The organism is Larkinella knui, assembly GCF_003858645.1.
GTDB lineage: Bacteria > Bacteroidota > Bacteroidia > Cytophagales > Spirosomataceae > Larkinella > Larkinella knui.
Map to the genome: position 1 here is coordinate 1185755 of NZ_RQJP01000001.1, position 13244 is coordinate 1198998.

At 47.9% G+C, this 13244-nt stretch carries 13 protein-coding genes; 6 read left to right on the forward strand and 7 right to left on the reverse strand.

Features of this window, described 5'->3' with window-relative positions:
• Positions 1 to 10: 10 nt before the first annotated feature.
• Positions 11 to 676, reverse strand: coding sequence for a uracil-DNA glycosylase (gene ung, locus EHT87_RS04835; RefSeq protein ID WP_124904390.1), 666 nt, complete (start codon positions 674 to 676; stop codon positions 11 to 13).
• A gap of 169 nt (positions 677 to 845) precedes the next feature.
• Here ung and apaG point away from each other — a divergent pair, with 169 nt between their 5' ends.
• The 3 genes from apaG to EHT87_RS04850 all read left to right on the forward strand — a co-directional run bounded on the left by apaG (position 846) and on the right by EHT87_RS04850 (position 3501).
• Positions 846 to 1232: a Co2+/Mg2+ efflux facilitator ApaG/CorD gene (gene apaG, locus EHT87_RS04840; RefSeq protein WP_124904392.1), complete on the forward strand. Its 387-nt coding sequence runs from the start codon at positions 846 to 848 to the stop codon at positions 1230 to 1232.
• An 80-nt stretch (positions 1233 to 1312) separates the two neighbouring features.
• A complete protein-coding gene (locus EHT87_RS04845) occupies positions 1313 to 2044 on the forward strand; it encodes an O-methyltransferase (protein ID WP_310587509.1) in 732 nt (243 codons plus the stop codon).
• A gap of 77 nt (positions 2045 to 2121) precedes the next feature.
• Positions 2122 to 3501, forward strand: coding sequence for a monooxygenase (locus EHT87_RS04850; RefSeq protein ID WP_124904396.1), 1380 nt, complete (start codon positions 2122 to 2124; stop codon positions 3499 to 3501).
• Between the two features lie 126 nt (positions 3502 to 3627).
• Here the strand turns inward: EHT87_RS04850 and EHT87_RS04855 are convergent, their stop codons facing one another.
• The 3 genes from EHT87_RS04855 to EHT87_RS04865 all read right to left on the reverse strand — a co-directional run bounded on the left by EHT87_RS04855 (position 3628) and on the right by EHT87_RS04865 (position 8221).
• Complete coding sequence (locus EHT87_RS04855; RefSeq protein WP_124904398.1) at positions 3628 to 5523, reverse strand: DEAD/DEAH box helicase; 1896 nt, start codon at positions 5521 to 5523, stop codon at positions 3628 to 3630.
• Between the two features lie 395 nt (positions 5524 to 5918).
• Positions 5919 to 7262, reverse strand: a complete 1344-nt coding sequence (locus EHT87_RS04860; RefSeq protein ID WP_124904400.1) for an anthranilate synthase component I family protein — start codon at positions 7260 to 7262, stop codon at positions 5919 to 5921.
• Positions 7262 to 8221: an NYN domain-containing protein gene (locus EHT87_RS04865; protein WP_124904402.1), complete on the reverse strand. Its 960-nt coding sequence runs from the start codon at positions 8219 to 8221 to the stop codon at positions 7262 to 7264. Before EHT87_RS04865 ends, EHT87_RS04860 begins: the two co-directional genes overlap by 1 nt.
• Positions 8222 to 8464: 243 nt before the next feature.
• Here EHT87_RS04865 and hisB point away from each other — a divergent pair, with 243 nt between their 5' ends.
• Both hisB and EHT87_RS04875 read left to right on the forward strand, forming a co-directional pair.
• Entirely contained in the window at positions 8465 to 9589 is a 1125-nt protein-coding gene (gene hisB / locus EHT87_RS04870; protein WP_124904404.1) for a bifunctional histidinol-phosphatase/imidazoleglycerol-phosphate dehydratase HisB, read from the forward strand.
• Between the two features lie 458 nt (positions 9590 to 10047).
• Positions 10048 to 10479 (forward strand): hypothetical protein, encoded by a 432-nt coding sequence (locus tag EHT87_RS04875; protein WP_124904406.1) that lies wholly within the window; start codon positions 10048 to 10050, stop codon positions 10477 to 10479.
• A 74-nt stretch (positions 10480 to 10553) separates the two neighbouring features.
• Here the strand turns inward: EHT87_RS04875 and radC are convergent, their stop codons facing one another.
• The 3 genes from radC to EHT87_RS04890 form a co-directional block, all read right to left on the reverse strand.
• On the reverse strand, positions 10554 to 11249 hold the full coding sequence (gene radC, locus EHT87_RS04880; protein ID WP_124904408.1) for a RadC family protein: 696 nt from the start codon (positions 11247 to 11249) through the stop codon (positions 10554 to 10556).
• A gap of 126 nt (positions 11250 to 11375) precedes the next feature.
• On the reverse strand, positions 11376 to 11639 hold the full coding sequence (gene rpsT / locus EHT87_RS04885) for a 30S ribosomal protein S20 (RefSeq protein WP_124904410.1): 264 nt from the start codon (positions 11637 to 11639) through the stop codon (positions 11376 to 11378).
• A 95-nt stretch (positions 11640 to 11734) separates the two neighbouring features.
• Complete coding sequence (locus EHT87_RS04890; protein ID WP_124904412.1) at positions 11735 to 12136, reverse strand: Dabb family protein; 402 nt, start codon at positions 12134 to 12136, stop codon at positions 11735 to 11737.
• Between the two features lie 90 nt (positions 12137 to 12226).
• Between EHT87_RS04890 and EHT87_RS04895 the strand changes: the two genes are divergently transcribed.
• A complete protein-coding gene (locus EHT87_RS04895) occupies positions 12227 to 13231 on the forward strand; it encodes a zinc dependent phospholipase C family protein (RefSeq protein WP_374756017.1) in 1005 nt (334 codons plus the stop codon).
• Positions 13232 to 13244 lie beyond the last annotated feature (13 nt).

The window sequence follows — 13244 nt, forward strand, 5'->3', positions numbered from 1 at the left end:
GGCGCTTTTCTTACCATTCAATCTCTTTCAAACCTTTACTTTTTAAATACGCGTTCGTCTGACTGAAATGTTTGTTGCCAAACCAGCCGCCCCATTGGGCTGCCATGGGTGACGGATGCTTGGCTTTCAGAATAAGGTGTTTTGTACCGTCGATAACCGCGCCTTTCTTTTGGGCATAAGCGCCCCATAACAGAAAAACCAGGTTTTCTTTTTCGTCGGAAAGATGCCGGATAGCCGCATCGGTAAACGTTTCCCAGCCTTTATTCTGATGCGAACCGGCCTGATTGGCCCGCACCGTCAGGGTAGCATTCAGCAGCAAAACCCCCTGAACCGCCCAGCGTTCCAGATTTCCGGATTTCGGAATGGGTGTTCCGACATCATCCAGAATCTCTTTAAAAATATTGACCAGGGAAGGCGGCTTGGTAATGCCGTCATTGACCGAAAACGCCAGTCCGTTGGCCTGTCCTTCGCCGTGGTAGGGATCCTGGCCTAAAATGACCACCTTTGTCTGGTCGAACGGACATTTATCAAAAGCATTGAAGATCAGTTTGCCCGGTGGGTAGCAGCGTTGAGTGGTATATTCTTCCCGGACAAATTCGACCAGTTTGGGAAAATACGGTTTTTCAAATTCGTCCTGTAGCCTTTGCTGCCAGGAGGGTTCAATAGCAACCTTCATTTAATTGGGGTTTGGGATTAACGAATCGATCAGAACGGATAAGTTTGGGACGTATTTTTCGTTGTCAGGACAAAAGTAGACGAAACCAAAATTAATTTCTGACCCTTATTGGAATTATAAACTCTTAAATTTAATTTTCGTTTAAGGTAATCAAACAACAGCAGCTATAATGATATCGGCAGTTACCGACGGCGTCAAGGTTAGTGTTATGACCGAATACCAACCTGAATATTCCAGTCCAGGGCAGGCGCATTATGTTTTTACGTATCGGATTACCATCGAAAACGAAGGTACCTCAACCGTTCAGTTGCTGAGACGGCATTGGGTTATTTACGATGCCAATGGCATGGCCCGGGAAGTGGAAGGCGAGGGCGTGGTTGGTCAGCAGCCCATTCTGGAACCCGGCGAAACCCATGAATACGTTTCGGGTTGTAACCTGCGGTCAAGTCTCGGTAAAATGGGCGGGACTTATCTGATGGAGCGCATTATTGACGGAAAACAATTTCGGGTCAACATTCCCGAATTCACGATGGTTGTTCCGTACCGGTTGAATTAATTTATTCGTTAAATTGCCGTTCTTGCGGTTTTAGTTTCTTGATTCGAGCTTATTTAAAATTTCTTCTTAAGGCTCGCAATGTGCATTCTCTGCATTCGCCTTTTGTATTCGATCTGTATTCCAATCTCATTCGTCGCGACAATCCGGGCGAGCAACGCTTTGCTCCAATCCGGGCTTTGCAGCAGGAATTATTAAAAGATGCCCGCAAGATTCAGATTACGGATTTCGGGGCGGGTTCCCGCATCAATGCCTCGCGTGAGCGGGCCGTTCGGGACATCGCCAAAAATTCGCAGAAACCGGCGCGTTTCGGGCGCTTGCTGTATCGGTTGATTCAACGGTTTGATTCCCGGACGATTGTCGACCTGGGAACATCGCTCGGCATCACCACCTTATATGAGGCTACTGCCGCACCAGCCGCCCAAATCCTGACATTTGAGGGATGTCCGCAAACCGCTGCGGTAGCTCAGCGAAACTTTCGCAAGCTGAATTATCAGAATATTGAAATCATTACGGGCAATATCGACGAGACGCTGGCGGAGCGATTAAAGACGGTCCCGGCCATCGACTTGGCTTTTTTCGACGCCAATCACCGCTACGAGCCGACCGTGCGCTATTTTGAAACCTGTCTTTTGAAAGTTCATAACGATACCTGTTTTATTTTTGACGATATTCACTGGTCGGATGAGATGGAGCAGGCTTGGGACACCATCAAAGCCCATCCTGCCGTGACGGTTTCAATTGATCTTTTCTACGTGGGCCTGGTATTTTTCCGTAGCCAGCAGCCCAAGCAGGATTTCATCTTGAAGTTTTAAATGGCTGCGCAACGAATGCGTTGACTGGCTGCGTTTCCCATACGATTACCGTATACTCACTTAAGACTCTCTGGTACATGAAACACTATTTCCATCCCTTCAAGTTGAGTTTACTGGGAGCTTTGGGCTTGGCTACCGCGATTGCTTCCTGCCAGAAAGCCGACGATGGAACCGAGGCCCAACCTAAAGCCGTCGTTTCAACGCTGGAGCAGTTACAACGGCGGATTCTAACGCCGACCTGCGCAGTTTCAGGTTGCCATTCTTCCGAAACCGATCCTGTTTTTGCCCAGCACCATCTGGTTTTAGCGGCTAATGTCGCCTATAAAAATCTGGTTGGTGTTGAACCCAGCAATGCCACCGCCAAAACCAACGGTTTGTTTCGGGTGAAACCGTTTGCCTCTCTGGAAAGTCTTCTTTATCATAAAATCAATGCGGCTGCCAGCCACCACAGTGGCGCCAATTATGGCAATCCGATGCCGTTGGGAAAAGAGCTGCTGACCGTGGGCCAAATCGAGTTTGTTCGGCGCTGGATTGAAGCCGGAGCACCCAAAGAAGGCAATGTGGCCGATTCGACGCTGCTCGACGACAAAACACCGAGTACACCCGCTGCGGAAAATTTTGAAGGCCTGAAAGTGCCGGCGGCTACGGAGGGATTTCAGGTTAAACTTGAGCCGTTTACGGTTATCCCAAATTTTGAACGGGAGTTATTTGTCCGAAAGTCAATTGGAAATACGCAGGACATTTATGTGAATCGGTTTGAGATTAAAATGCGGAATAACAGCCATCACTTTTTGATGTATAATTTTCGAAATGATCAGAATTTGCCCGCTATGAACCAGGTTCGTGATCTACGGAATCCCGATAATTCCTATAACCTGGCGACAGCACTTACGATGCAGAATCACGTCTATTTCGCCGGGACCCAATCACCATCCATCGACTATTCTTTTCCGGAAGGCACGGCCCTCTTGATGCCCGCTAATGTGACTGTGGATCTGAACTCGCATTATGTCAATAAATCCACGAGTCCCATTACCGGAGAGGTGTACATGAATTTGTACACGATGGACAAATCCAAGGTGAAAAATGTGGTTAAAACGATGGATTATGCGAATACCGACCTGAATATACCGGCTAAAACCCGCGTCACACTGTCTAAAACATTTACCATGTCAAAACCAGTTAAAATTCTGGTTCTGACGTCTCACACCCATAAATTGGGAGAAAAATTTGTGATTAAAATTAAAGGAGGAGCCAGGAACGGCGAGATTGTTTATACCACAACCGATTGGGAACATCCTGAAATTGTCACGTTGAAAACACCCATTCAACTGGCAAAAGGCGAGGGCCTTGTATCTGAAATTACGTACAATAACACCACCGATAAACCCGTTAGTTTCGGTTTAACAAGCGAAGACGAGATGGGAATTATCTTTGGGTATTATATTGAAGAATAGTGCTTTTATAAGAAAAATAAAAGAAAACGAAGCCAGTTCGATCGATAAACAGGCGACCGATTTCCTGTAAATTAAAAAACCGCTCTATTAACTAGAGCGGTTTTTTTATAGGTAGTAGCAGGCAAATTATCGGGCAACTTCAACCTGAACGCGCTTGCCTTTAATGGTATTTCCTTCCATCACATCCACCACCCGGCTGGCTAATTCGCGGGGAACGTCCACGTAGGTGTGTTTGTCAAAGATATCGATGTGGCCGATGCTGCTGCCCGGAATATTCGCTTCGCCGGCAATCGCGCCAACGATGTCGCCCGGACGGATAAAGTCCCGACGCCCAACGCTAACAAAAATACGGGTCATATTGGCTTCCTGTTCGCGGGGAGCCCGGTTGTCATCACGCTCAAATTTCCGGCCTTCTTCGCGGGCTCCAAAACGGGGAGCCCGTTCCCGATCACCGAAGCGGCTTTCACCGCGTGTACCGCGTTCGCTAAAACGTCCGGGGCCTTCGCTCCGTCCGGCGCGATCGCCGAAACGGGATCCGCTTTCTCCGCGACCACCGCGATCCCGGTCACCGAAGCGTCCGGCGCTTTCGCCCCGTCCGGCCCGATCACCAAAGCGTGATCCGCCTTCCTTGCGTTCCCGACGATCGTCGTCGTGGCCCAGGTTCTGGTCGGAGAATTCGTTTTTCTCGATTCCCATACCCCGTTTCACCAGCGCAGCTACGATTTGCTCCGTTGTAAAACCGGAGTGATGCAGAGCCGTCAGCAAATCATCATACAGATTCAGATCGGTGCTGGTTTCGATGCTTTGTTTTACCTGATCGATAAAGCGAGCCTTGCGCAGACCAACGATGTCTTCAAAGGAAGGAATAACGCCTTTTTCAATCCGGACCTTGGTATAGTTCTGGATTTCACGCAGGCGGTATTTTTCGTCTTTACCCACCAGCGAGAAGGCTTTACCCGATTTTCCGGCGCGGCCAGTCCGACCAATCCGGTGTACATAATATTCTTCGTCGAGGGGAATGTCGAAGTTAATAACGGCGTCAACATTGTCAACGTCGATACCGCGAGCGGCTACATCGGTGGCAACCAGGATGTTGGTTACGCCCGAACGGAATTTCGACATAACGTTATTCCGTTGCGCCTGACGCAGATCACCGTGCAAGCCTTCGGCCTGATAGCCCCGGATTTGCAGATCTTCAACAATTTCATCCACCCGTTTCTTCTGGTTACAGAAAACCAGCAACAGATTCAGGTTGTGCATGTCGATCAGACGACACATTACTTCAACCTTCGCTTTTGGTTTCACTTCGAAGAAAACCTGCTCGATATTCTGGGCGGTCAGCTCGTTCCGAACCACTTTCACCAGAACGGGATCTTTCTGGAAACGTTGGGTGATCGTCATGATCGGTTTCGACATCGTGGCCGAAAACAGAATCGTCTGACGTTCTTCCGGCATATCTTCCAGAATGCTTTCGATATCTTCCCGGAAACCCATGTCGAGCATTTCGTCGGCTTCGTCGAGGATCATCATCCGGACGTTATCCAGCTTCAGCGTCCGGCGTTCCATATGGTCCATTACGCGGCCCGGCGTACCGATCACGATATGAACTCCGGTTTTGAGCGACTTGATCTGGCGGTCGATGGAATCACCACCGTAAATCGCTTCGATGCGAATTCCTCGTTTAAATTTCGATAGTTTCCGAATTTCTTCAGCCACCTGAACGGCCAGCTCACGGGTTGGACACAGAACCAGCACTTGCGGATGGCGTTCGGTAACATCGATCATGTTGATGGCCGGAATACCAAAAGCAGCAGTTTTTCCGGTACCCGTCTGGGCCTGGCCAATGACGTCGCGACCGTCGAGAATGGGAGGAATAGCTTCGGCCTGAATGGGAGAGGGATGCGTAAAGCCCATTTCAGTAACCGCTTGTAAAATTTCATCTGAAAGATTCAGATCGGCGAATGTCCGTTGTGGAATTCCCGGAGTAACAACAATTTCCTGTTCAATGATTTCAGGAGTCATACTTGTAAGAGTTTTTAAAAATGAAACTGATACAAGCGTTTATCGGCAGAAGTGCTCGTGCTGCACGGCCATGCAGATCCGATTGCGAAAAATCGGCGAACGATACGTAAAATTTTGAGATACAAACGTGAAGGAACCCCCGAAAATGCCCAGCTTAGCCCAAAGTGAAATATGATTCACCAATGCAATTGCCCCAACAGATGCGCCCAACGAATGTTAAACCCCTTACCGGTTGACATCCGTGCAGCTCTGTGGTACTAGAAAGAATCTCATGAAGAGTATCTGTTACAGAGTTCGGACGGATGTCCGCTTGAAAACTGATGCAAAGGTAAGAAAAAACTTCGATTCTTGCAAGCTATGACTATTCTTAATTGTATTATTTTACGAAGCCGGTTTTAGAAGAGGGTCCGGATGGCCTGCGCTTTTAATAAACATTCTTCGTATTCCTGTTGAGGATCAGCGTCATAGGTAATAGCGCTTCCAACGGAAAAGGAAGCCGCCCCATTCTCCTGATTATAAAAAATACTACGAATCATGACATTAAAATCAAAATCGCCATCGGGCGTAATGAAACCGGCTGCTCCCGAATACAGACCCCGGCGACTCGCTTCGTACTGATCGATCAGTTCCATCGCCCGAATTTTGGGCGCGCCCGTCATGCTGCCCATCGGAAAGGCGTTTTGAATAGCATCCGTGAATGGCAGTCCGTCTCTCAGGGTGGCCGAAACCGTCGAAATCATCTGAAACAGCTGCTGAAACCGGTAGATCCCAAATAATTCATCGACCTGAACCGATCCGGTTTCGGCACTGCGGGCCAGATCATTGCGCACCAAATCGACAATCATCAGGTTTTCGGCCTGTTCTTTTTCACTCGTACGGAGTTGGTGTTGAAGCTGCTCATCTTCGTCGGAGGTAGTTCCGCGTCGAATGGTGCCTTTGATGGGTTGGGAAATAAGGCGGTTGCCTGCTTTCTTCAGGAATCGCTCGGGTGACGCGCCCATAACGTAGTGATTCCGGATTCGCTGAAAGAGCGAGAACGGCATGGGTGACCGTTCTGTCAATGTCCTATATACAGACAGTGGCTCCAGGTCGGCGTTTTCTACAAAAAACTCGATGCAGTAATTCAGTTCGTAAACCGTGCCGTCGATAATGTCCTGCTGGATCTGGCGAACGGTCTGGTCATAGTCATCCGGAGAAACGCGGCATTGTACGGTATTCGTCCTTTTAGCGTGTTGACCGTTGGCCATACCCGAATGCGGGGGACGGCTTAGAATGGCATCGATGACGGCATCGGGATCTTCCCAGGATCGAACCGTCAGGCTATCCCCCTGGAAGTCAATGAGATGGAGCGGCTGAAAAAAATAAACTTCCGGAAAGGCCAGCGTGTCAGTATGGCGGCTGGTCAAAGCTTCGATACGGTTTTTTAGATCGTAACCAAAGTAGCCAATCAAAAAGTCGGGCTGTTGCTGATGGTGCCAAAACAGGGTGTCGAAGGGATCGGCAGTGGGTGTAAAGTCAACGATTTTGTAAAGTCCAGCTGCCAGCCGGTTTGGAAAACCGGTGTGAGGCAAGGCCGCATTCTGGTGATCAGCGTGAGCATTGTTGAAGTAGACAACGTGATCATACTGGCTAACGGCCCATTCCAGGGCCTTTTTTTGCCAAAAATCAACGGGTTGGGTACCCGTTGATTTAAGCTGTAGCGTACGTTCCTGACGACTATTTCCGGCCGTTTCACTCATTAATTACTCTCCAGATGCACATCGATGGCAATGTCCTTACTTTCGGCATTTTTTCCAATGCGGAATTTTACCTCGTCGTCGACCTGCAATTCATTGAAATCGATGTCATTCAAACTCGTGTAATGGAAAAATAGATTATTGGGAGGGTAATTGATAAAACCGTACCCATTCTTCAGACTGCGAATGGTGCTGATCTTAAATTCAGAGGGATCAGAATCATCCTCCGGTCCTTCGGTATAACTGTCAAAACCGTTCCCGGTAGCAACGGTGCTGGCATTTCCGATCAGTACGCGCGCCGATTGTTTAACAAACAGATTCTGAATCAGCGGATCGTTTTTCCGCAGCCGGGTATCGATCATTTCGTGCATGGCTACCGGATACGAAACCTCCGCCAGCAAATCCTGAGAGGTGCGGGTAACCATTTTTTCGCCCTCATCGTTATAATATTCGAAGTCCCAGCTCAATACCATCAGCCGGGTTCCGAGCGTATTGAGCTTCCGGATAAGCGGAACGTAATCGCCATCGGCCGTAATCAATACGACCACATCGAACTTTTTGGAAATGGTCAATTCAAACGTTTCCAGTGCCAGCCAGACATCGATTCCTTTTTCCTGACGCGAACCCTGAAAGGTTTTTACCGGTAAGTAATGTGTAACGACCCCTTCCGACATTAAAATATCGTCGAACAGCCGATCATAAAACAGTTGATTGCCGCGCTGGCTGGCTTCGTGGGCGTTCAACCGGCCCCGAAAATAGTGCGCATCGACGATTTGGCACAGGCGGAAATCGGTATTTTCTTCCTGGGCTACTTGTGACCGAATAAATTCATGTAATCCCGATATGCTGATGCGACTTCGTCTTTCGTGAGAATAGTTGTAATAATTACTTACATGTAAAAAATAGTTGCCATCATAAATTACTGCAATCCGGGTTAATTTGGTGGTTTTTTCTGGGTGCATTTTTGTACAAAGAGGAAAATAAACAATAAAAGACTACTATTTGAATGAAAACGCAGGAGTTAATCTAATTACTATCTGATTTATCTAGTTAACACTCTACCGGTTAGATAACGGATATTTTTTTAATTCTTATCGGTAAGAAATTGAGAGGATAGGGTATTTGGGTACAATAGTAGTAAAAAATAATAGAAATGCCGTTCCGTTTCATGCATTCGCTACCTTTGCATACCACTAATTAACTCTATGAAGAAAGTTTTGTTCATCGACCGGGATGGTACCATCATCGTCGAGCCTCAGCCCGACCAGCAGGTTGATTCACTGGAAAAGCTGGAATACATTCCCAAAGTGCTTTCAAATCTGCGCAAGATTGCCAACGAAACCGATTTTGAATTGGTGATGGTAACCAATCAGGATGGCCTCGGAACGGCGGTATTCCCGGAAGAGACGTTCTGGCCCGCCCATGAAAAAATGATGAAAACCCTCGAAGGAGAAACGATTCACTTCGAAGCCGTTTATATTGACCGGACCTACCCGCACGAAGGAGCCGCAACCCGCAAACCCGGAATTGGTATGTTGACCGATTACCTGACCGACGCCTATAACTTGCCGGAAAGTTACGTAATCGGGGATCGGCTAACCGATATTCAAATGGCGGTCAATCTGGGTGCGAAGGCGATCCTGATTGCTTCGGAAGATCCCTCGGAAGGAATGACCGAGGCCATGGAGAAGGCCCTGGCTTTGCGGACGGATAATTGGGACCTGATCTACGAATTGCTGAAGCTGCCGGCCCGCACTGCCACGGTCGATCGAAATACGAACGAGACCCAAATCCATATTGAACTGAACCTCGACGGACGGGGCCGTGCTACGATTGAAACCGGCCTTGGCTTTTTCGATCATATGCTCGATCAGGTTGCGCGCCATTCGGGTTCCGATCTGACGATTCGCGTGAAAGGGGATTTGCAAATCGATGAACATCACACGATTGAGGACACAGCCCTGGCATTGGGAGAAGCCTATCGCCGGGCGCTGGGCGACAAACGGGGCATTAGCCGATACGGTTTTCTGTTGCCAATGGATGAAGCCCTGGCTCAGGTAGCCCTTGATTTTTCCGGTCGGCCCTGGCTGGTGTGGGAAGCAGAATTTCGCCGGGAGAAGATTGGCGAAATGCCTACGGAGATGTTTTACCACTTCTTCAAATCATTTTCCGATGCCGCTCTCTGCAACCTCAACATCAAAGTGGAAGGCCAGAACGAACACCACAAGATTGAATCCATCTTCAAAGCCTTCGCCAAAGCCATCAAAATGGCGGTAAAGCGCGATCTGAAAGAGCTGGATACCTTGCCGAGTACCAAGGGGGTTCTGTAACAAGATCGGGTTTGGGATGAATCATTTGGGCCAAACGAACAGATTTATCCCGTTAATTGTGTGCTCCCAATGGAGTTTTTTATATTTTTGTGATAACAACCAATAAACCGGTATCTCCATGATCTCCACTATCGCAACCATTATTTTCTATATTGTTTTGTTAACTGCCGCCTTCATTACCGGGCGTTGGCTGGAAAACAACGAGCGGAAGTACTAAAGAATGCGTAAATAATTTGTTAGTTGGCTTAATCAGGTCATCTGATGCCATTGTTAGGATATGATTCAACAAAAAAGGGCCTTTATGGCCCTTTTTTGTTCGTGCCAATGAACGCCACTTGTACCAGTCCGATCCGACGAATCGAGCCAGATATTATTAAATGGAAGCATAAAAAAATAATAGTCGTCATTCCAACCGTCACAAATTGAAGTGGGTCATTAAGAAAAAACAACAAAAGTAGATGACACCATTGAAGAGTTTGTGTGGATTTCTGCTGGTAGGCTTACTGGCATTCGGTTGCGAGAAAAATAACAAAGTGACTCCTGCCGAAGAAAATCAACCGGTTACGGTGAAAATTAATCAGTTGGCACGGATCAAACCGAACGTTTCCCTGACTGCCGATACGATTACGGACAGCCGCTGCCCGATCAATGCGAATTGTATCTGGGCCGGTAATGCAACCGTAAAGTTTTCGCTGAAAAATGATACGGAAACGAAAACCGGGGAATTATGCATTGGTCAATGCGGCCAACAATCAAAAACCCGCGACGCGGTTACGGTTCAGCTGGGGAACGAAAGTTATGACGTGATCCTGACGGATGTGCAGCCATTTCCCGGTACCAAACCGGACGGTACACCGAAAGAAGCCGTGATAACGGTCAACCAGAAATAGGAAGGCAAGTGAATGAGTGAAACGCCTGACCGGTAGGGTTTTATAAACTGTACCGGTCTTTTTTTTACCGGTCTTTATAACATGCCCTGATCGGCGAAGCTTACATACGACTGATCCGTAAAAATCAGGTGATCGAGCACCGGAATATCCAGCAATCGCCCGGCGTCTTTCAGCTTCTTGGTTAAATCCCTATCGGCCTGAGAGGCTGTTAAATTGCCGGAGGGGTGGTTGTGAATCAAAATCAGGGCACTCGCCAGTTGCTCGATGGCGTGTTTGAAGATCAGCTTCGGATCGGCCACCGTGCCCGATACACCACCGGAACTGATCTGCACCGGCCTGATTACCTCATTGGCGCGGTTCAGCAATAAAATCCAGAATTCTTCGTGCTGTTTGTCGAGCAGGTGCGGTTTTATTTCGTCATAGGCATCTTTCGAGCTGGTAATTCGAAGCCGAACCGGCCGATCCTGCTCCTTCCGGCGACGGCCCAGCTCGAGGGCGGCCACAATGCTAATGGCTTTTGCTTCGCCAATACCTTTAAACTTCGATAAATCGTTTATACTCAATTTAGCCAAATCATTGAGGTTATTGCCCACACTTTGCAAAATCACCTTCGAAAGATCAACGGCGGATACTTCCCGCGTACCAGAGCCAATAAGAATGGCAATTAATTCGGCATCCGAAAGAGCTGCCCGCCCTTTGAGCATCAATTTTTCGCGCGGGCGGTCTTCTTCGGCCCAACTCATTATTTTTCGGGAGCTTTCGTAGGTCATGGTGGGTGGTGGGATAACAAAAAAACCTTACCTGATTTTCTCAGATAAGGTTTTCATACGTACCTACGGACTAAAGTCCGTATTAAATACAGATCAAATACCGACTAACGTCCGTAGGTACATTGATTAAGCCGCAACAGCCAGTCCGTTGACGAGTTTCGCCAGTTTCGACTTGTTGTTAGAAGCTTTGTTCTTGTGAATAATGTTACGCTTTGCCAGTTTATCCAGCAGCGACGCCACCGTTTTGTAAAGATCAGTTGCAGCCGCCTTGTCGGTTGTCAGCCGCAATCTCTTGATCATTGAACGGGTCGTTTTGTGTTGGAAACGGTTCAACAAACGTTTCTTTTCGTTTGCCCGGACCCGCTTCAATGCCGACTTATGATTTGCCATTGCTTATTAATACAGTATACAGTTTCTCAGAAATATCCGCAAAAGTAGGCATTTGCAGGAAACTATGCAAATAAATCTTGAACTGCCCCTGTGGGTTACTGCCGGATGTCCGAATTGATAATAAATACTTTATCCCAGCTACGGCGATTATTTTTTACGAATTGCTGTTGCTTTTCGTTCCGGTTAAACGTCTCAATGTCAGCTTCACTTTGGAACGTGAGATAATGCATCACATCATATTCGGAAGAATGACCGCCATCGCTGTTCAAAGTCTTGCCGGATGTGTAAGAAATGATCTGCGGAATTTCATGCTTTAAAGCGGCAAACTCACGCATATGTTGCTCAATCGCTTCATTTTTAGTGCCTTCTTTGAATTTAAAACATACAATTCGTTGTTTTTGGGCTTTTCGGGCAGGTGAGTAGGCACCGTAGATAATTAGGCCAAAAATACCGAAGAATAAAAGAATTAGGCCGTAGCCAAGTGATTTGCGTTTCATGATGTTTGCTAAATTGATGTTATTCCAAATATTATTCTGAACAACATAGTCTGTTATAAATAAAGTAGAAACTTTTCTTGTTAAAGTACCATGTTTGAGCAAAGGTATAGTATAAATGTTTTGAATCAAGTAGTTGTCTTACTTTTTTTTTCATCGGTTGCCTATTCGCATCAGCCCGTCGAGCCGAAATGGGGGTTTTATGCCCATAAGCGCATTAACCGCCTGGCGGTGTTTACCTTACCGCCGGAGATGATGGGGTTCTATAAGAAACACATCGATTATTTGACCGAAAATGCCGTCAATCCGGACCGCCGGCGGTATGCGGTTGTGGGTGAAGCGCCCCGGCACTTCATTGATCTGGATGCGTATCCTGATACATCGGGACATACGCTGCCCCGTTCGTGGAAGACCGCAACCGAACACTACGGAGCCGACACCCTGGCGTTGCATGGCATTGTCCCGTGGCATATTCAACTGGCAAAATTTCAGTTGACCGAAGCTTTTAAGGCCCGCGATGCGAAACGGATCCTGAAAATTTCGGCTGATCTGGGGCATTACATTGCCGATGCGAATGTGCCGCTTCATACCACCCGGAATTACAACGGTCAACTTTCGGGGCAACAGGGGATACACGGTTTCTGGGAGTCGAGGCTCCCGGAACTGTTTAGTGTGGACTACGATTTTTTTACCGGACCGGCGAGTTACTTAAGCGCTCCCCAGAAAACCGCCTGGCGAGCGGTTTTCGACGCCCATGCCGCACTGGATACCGTTCTGCGGTTCGAAAAAGAATTGACCGACCAGCTTGGCGAAACCCGGAAATACGGGTTTGAAGAGCGTAACGGGTTAACTGTTAAAGTAGTCTCCGAGGAGTTTTCCCGCAAATACCACGAGCGATTGCGCGGGCAGGTGGAGCGGCAGATGCGGGCGTCGATCAAAATGGTGGGCGATTTCTGGTATACCTGCTGGGTTGATGCCGGGCAGCCGGATTTGAATAAACTGGCTGAATTAAACGAAACCGATGACGATCAAAAAGCGGAAGCCGATGAAAAGCAAAGCTGGCTAAAGCGGTTATTTAAAGTGCGGAGCGAAGATTAACGGCCGTGAATTT

Coding starts and splice junctions, on each gene's coding strand:
- ung (WP_124904390.1), bottom strand. CDS start 676: ATGAAGGTTGCTATTGAACCCTCCTGGCAGCAAAGGCTACAGGACGAA.
- apaG (WP_124904392.1), top strand. CDS start 846: ATGATATCGGCAGTTACCGACGGCGTCAAGGTTAGTGTTATGACCGAA.
- EHT87_RS04850 (WP_124904396.1), top strand. CDS start 2,122: ATGAAACACTATTTCCATCCCTTCAAGTTGAGTTTACTGGGAGCTTTG.
- EHT87_RS04855 (WP_124904398.1), bottom strand. CDS start 5,523: ATGACTCCTGAAATCATTGAACAGGAAATTGTTGTTACTCCGGGAATT.
- EHT87_RS04860 (WP_124904400.1), bottom strand. CDS start 7,262: ATGAGTGAAACGGCCGGAAATAGTCGTCAGGAACGTACGCTACAGCTT.
- EHT87_RS04865 (WP_124904402.1), bottom strand. CDS start 8,221: ATGCACCCAGAAAAAACCACCAAATTAACCCGGATTGCAGTAATTTAT.
- hisB (WP_124904404.1), top strand. CDS start 8,465: ATGAAGAAAGTTTTGTTCATCGACCGGGATGGTACCATCATCGTCGAG.
- EHT87_RS04875 (WP_124904406.1), top strand. CDS start 10,048: ATGACACCATTGAAGAGTTTGTGTGGATTTCTGCTGGTAGGCTTACTG.
- radC (WP_124904408.1), bottom strand. CDS start 11,249: ATGACCTACGAAAGCTCCCGAAAAATAATGAGTTGGGCCGAAGAAGAC.
- rpsT (WP_124904410.1), bottom strand. CDS start 11,639: ATGGCAAATCATAAGTCGGCATTGAAGCGGGTCCGGGCAAACGAAAAG.
- EHT87_RS04890 (WP_124904412.1), bottom strand. CDS start 12,136: ATGAAACGCAAATCACTTGGCTACGGCCTAATTCTTTTATTCTTCGGT.
- EHT87_RS04895 (WP_374756017.1), top strand. CDS start 12,227: ATGTTTGAGCAAAGGTATAGTATAAATGTTTTGAATCAAGTAGTTGTC.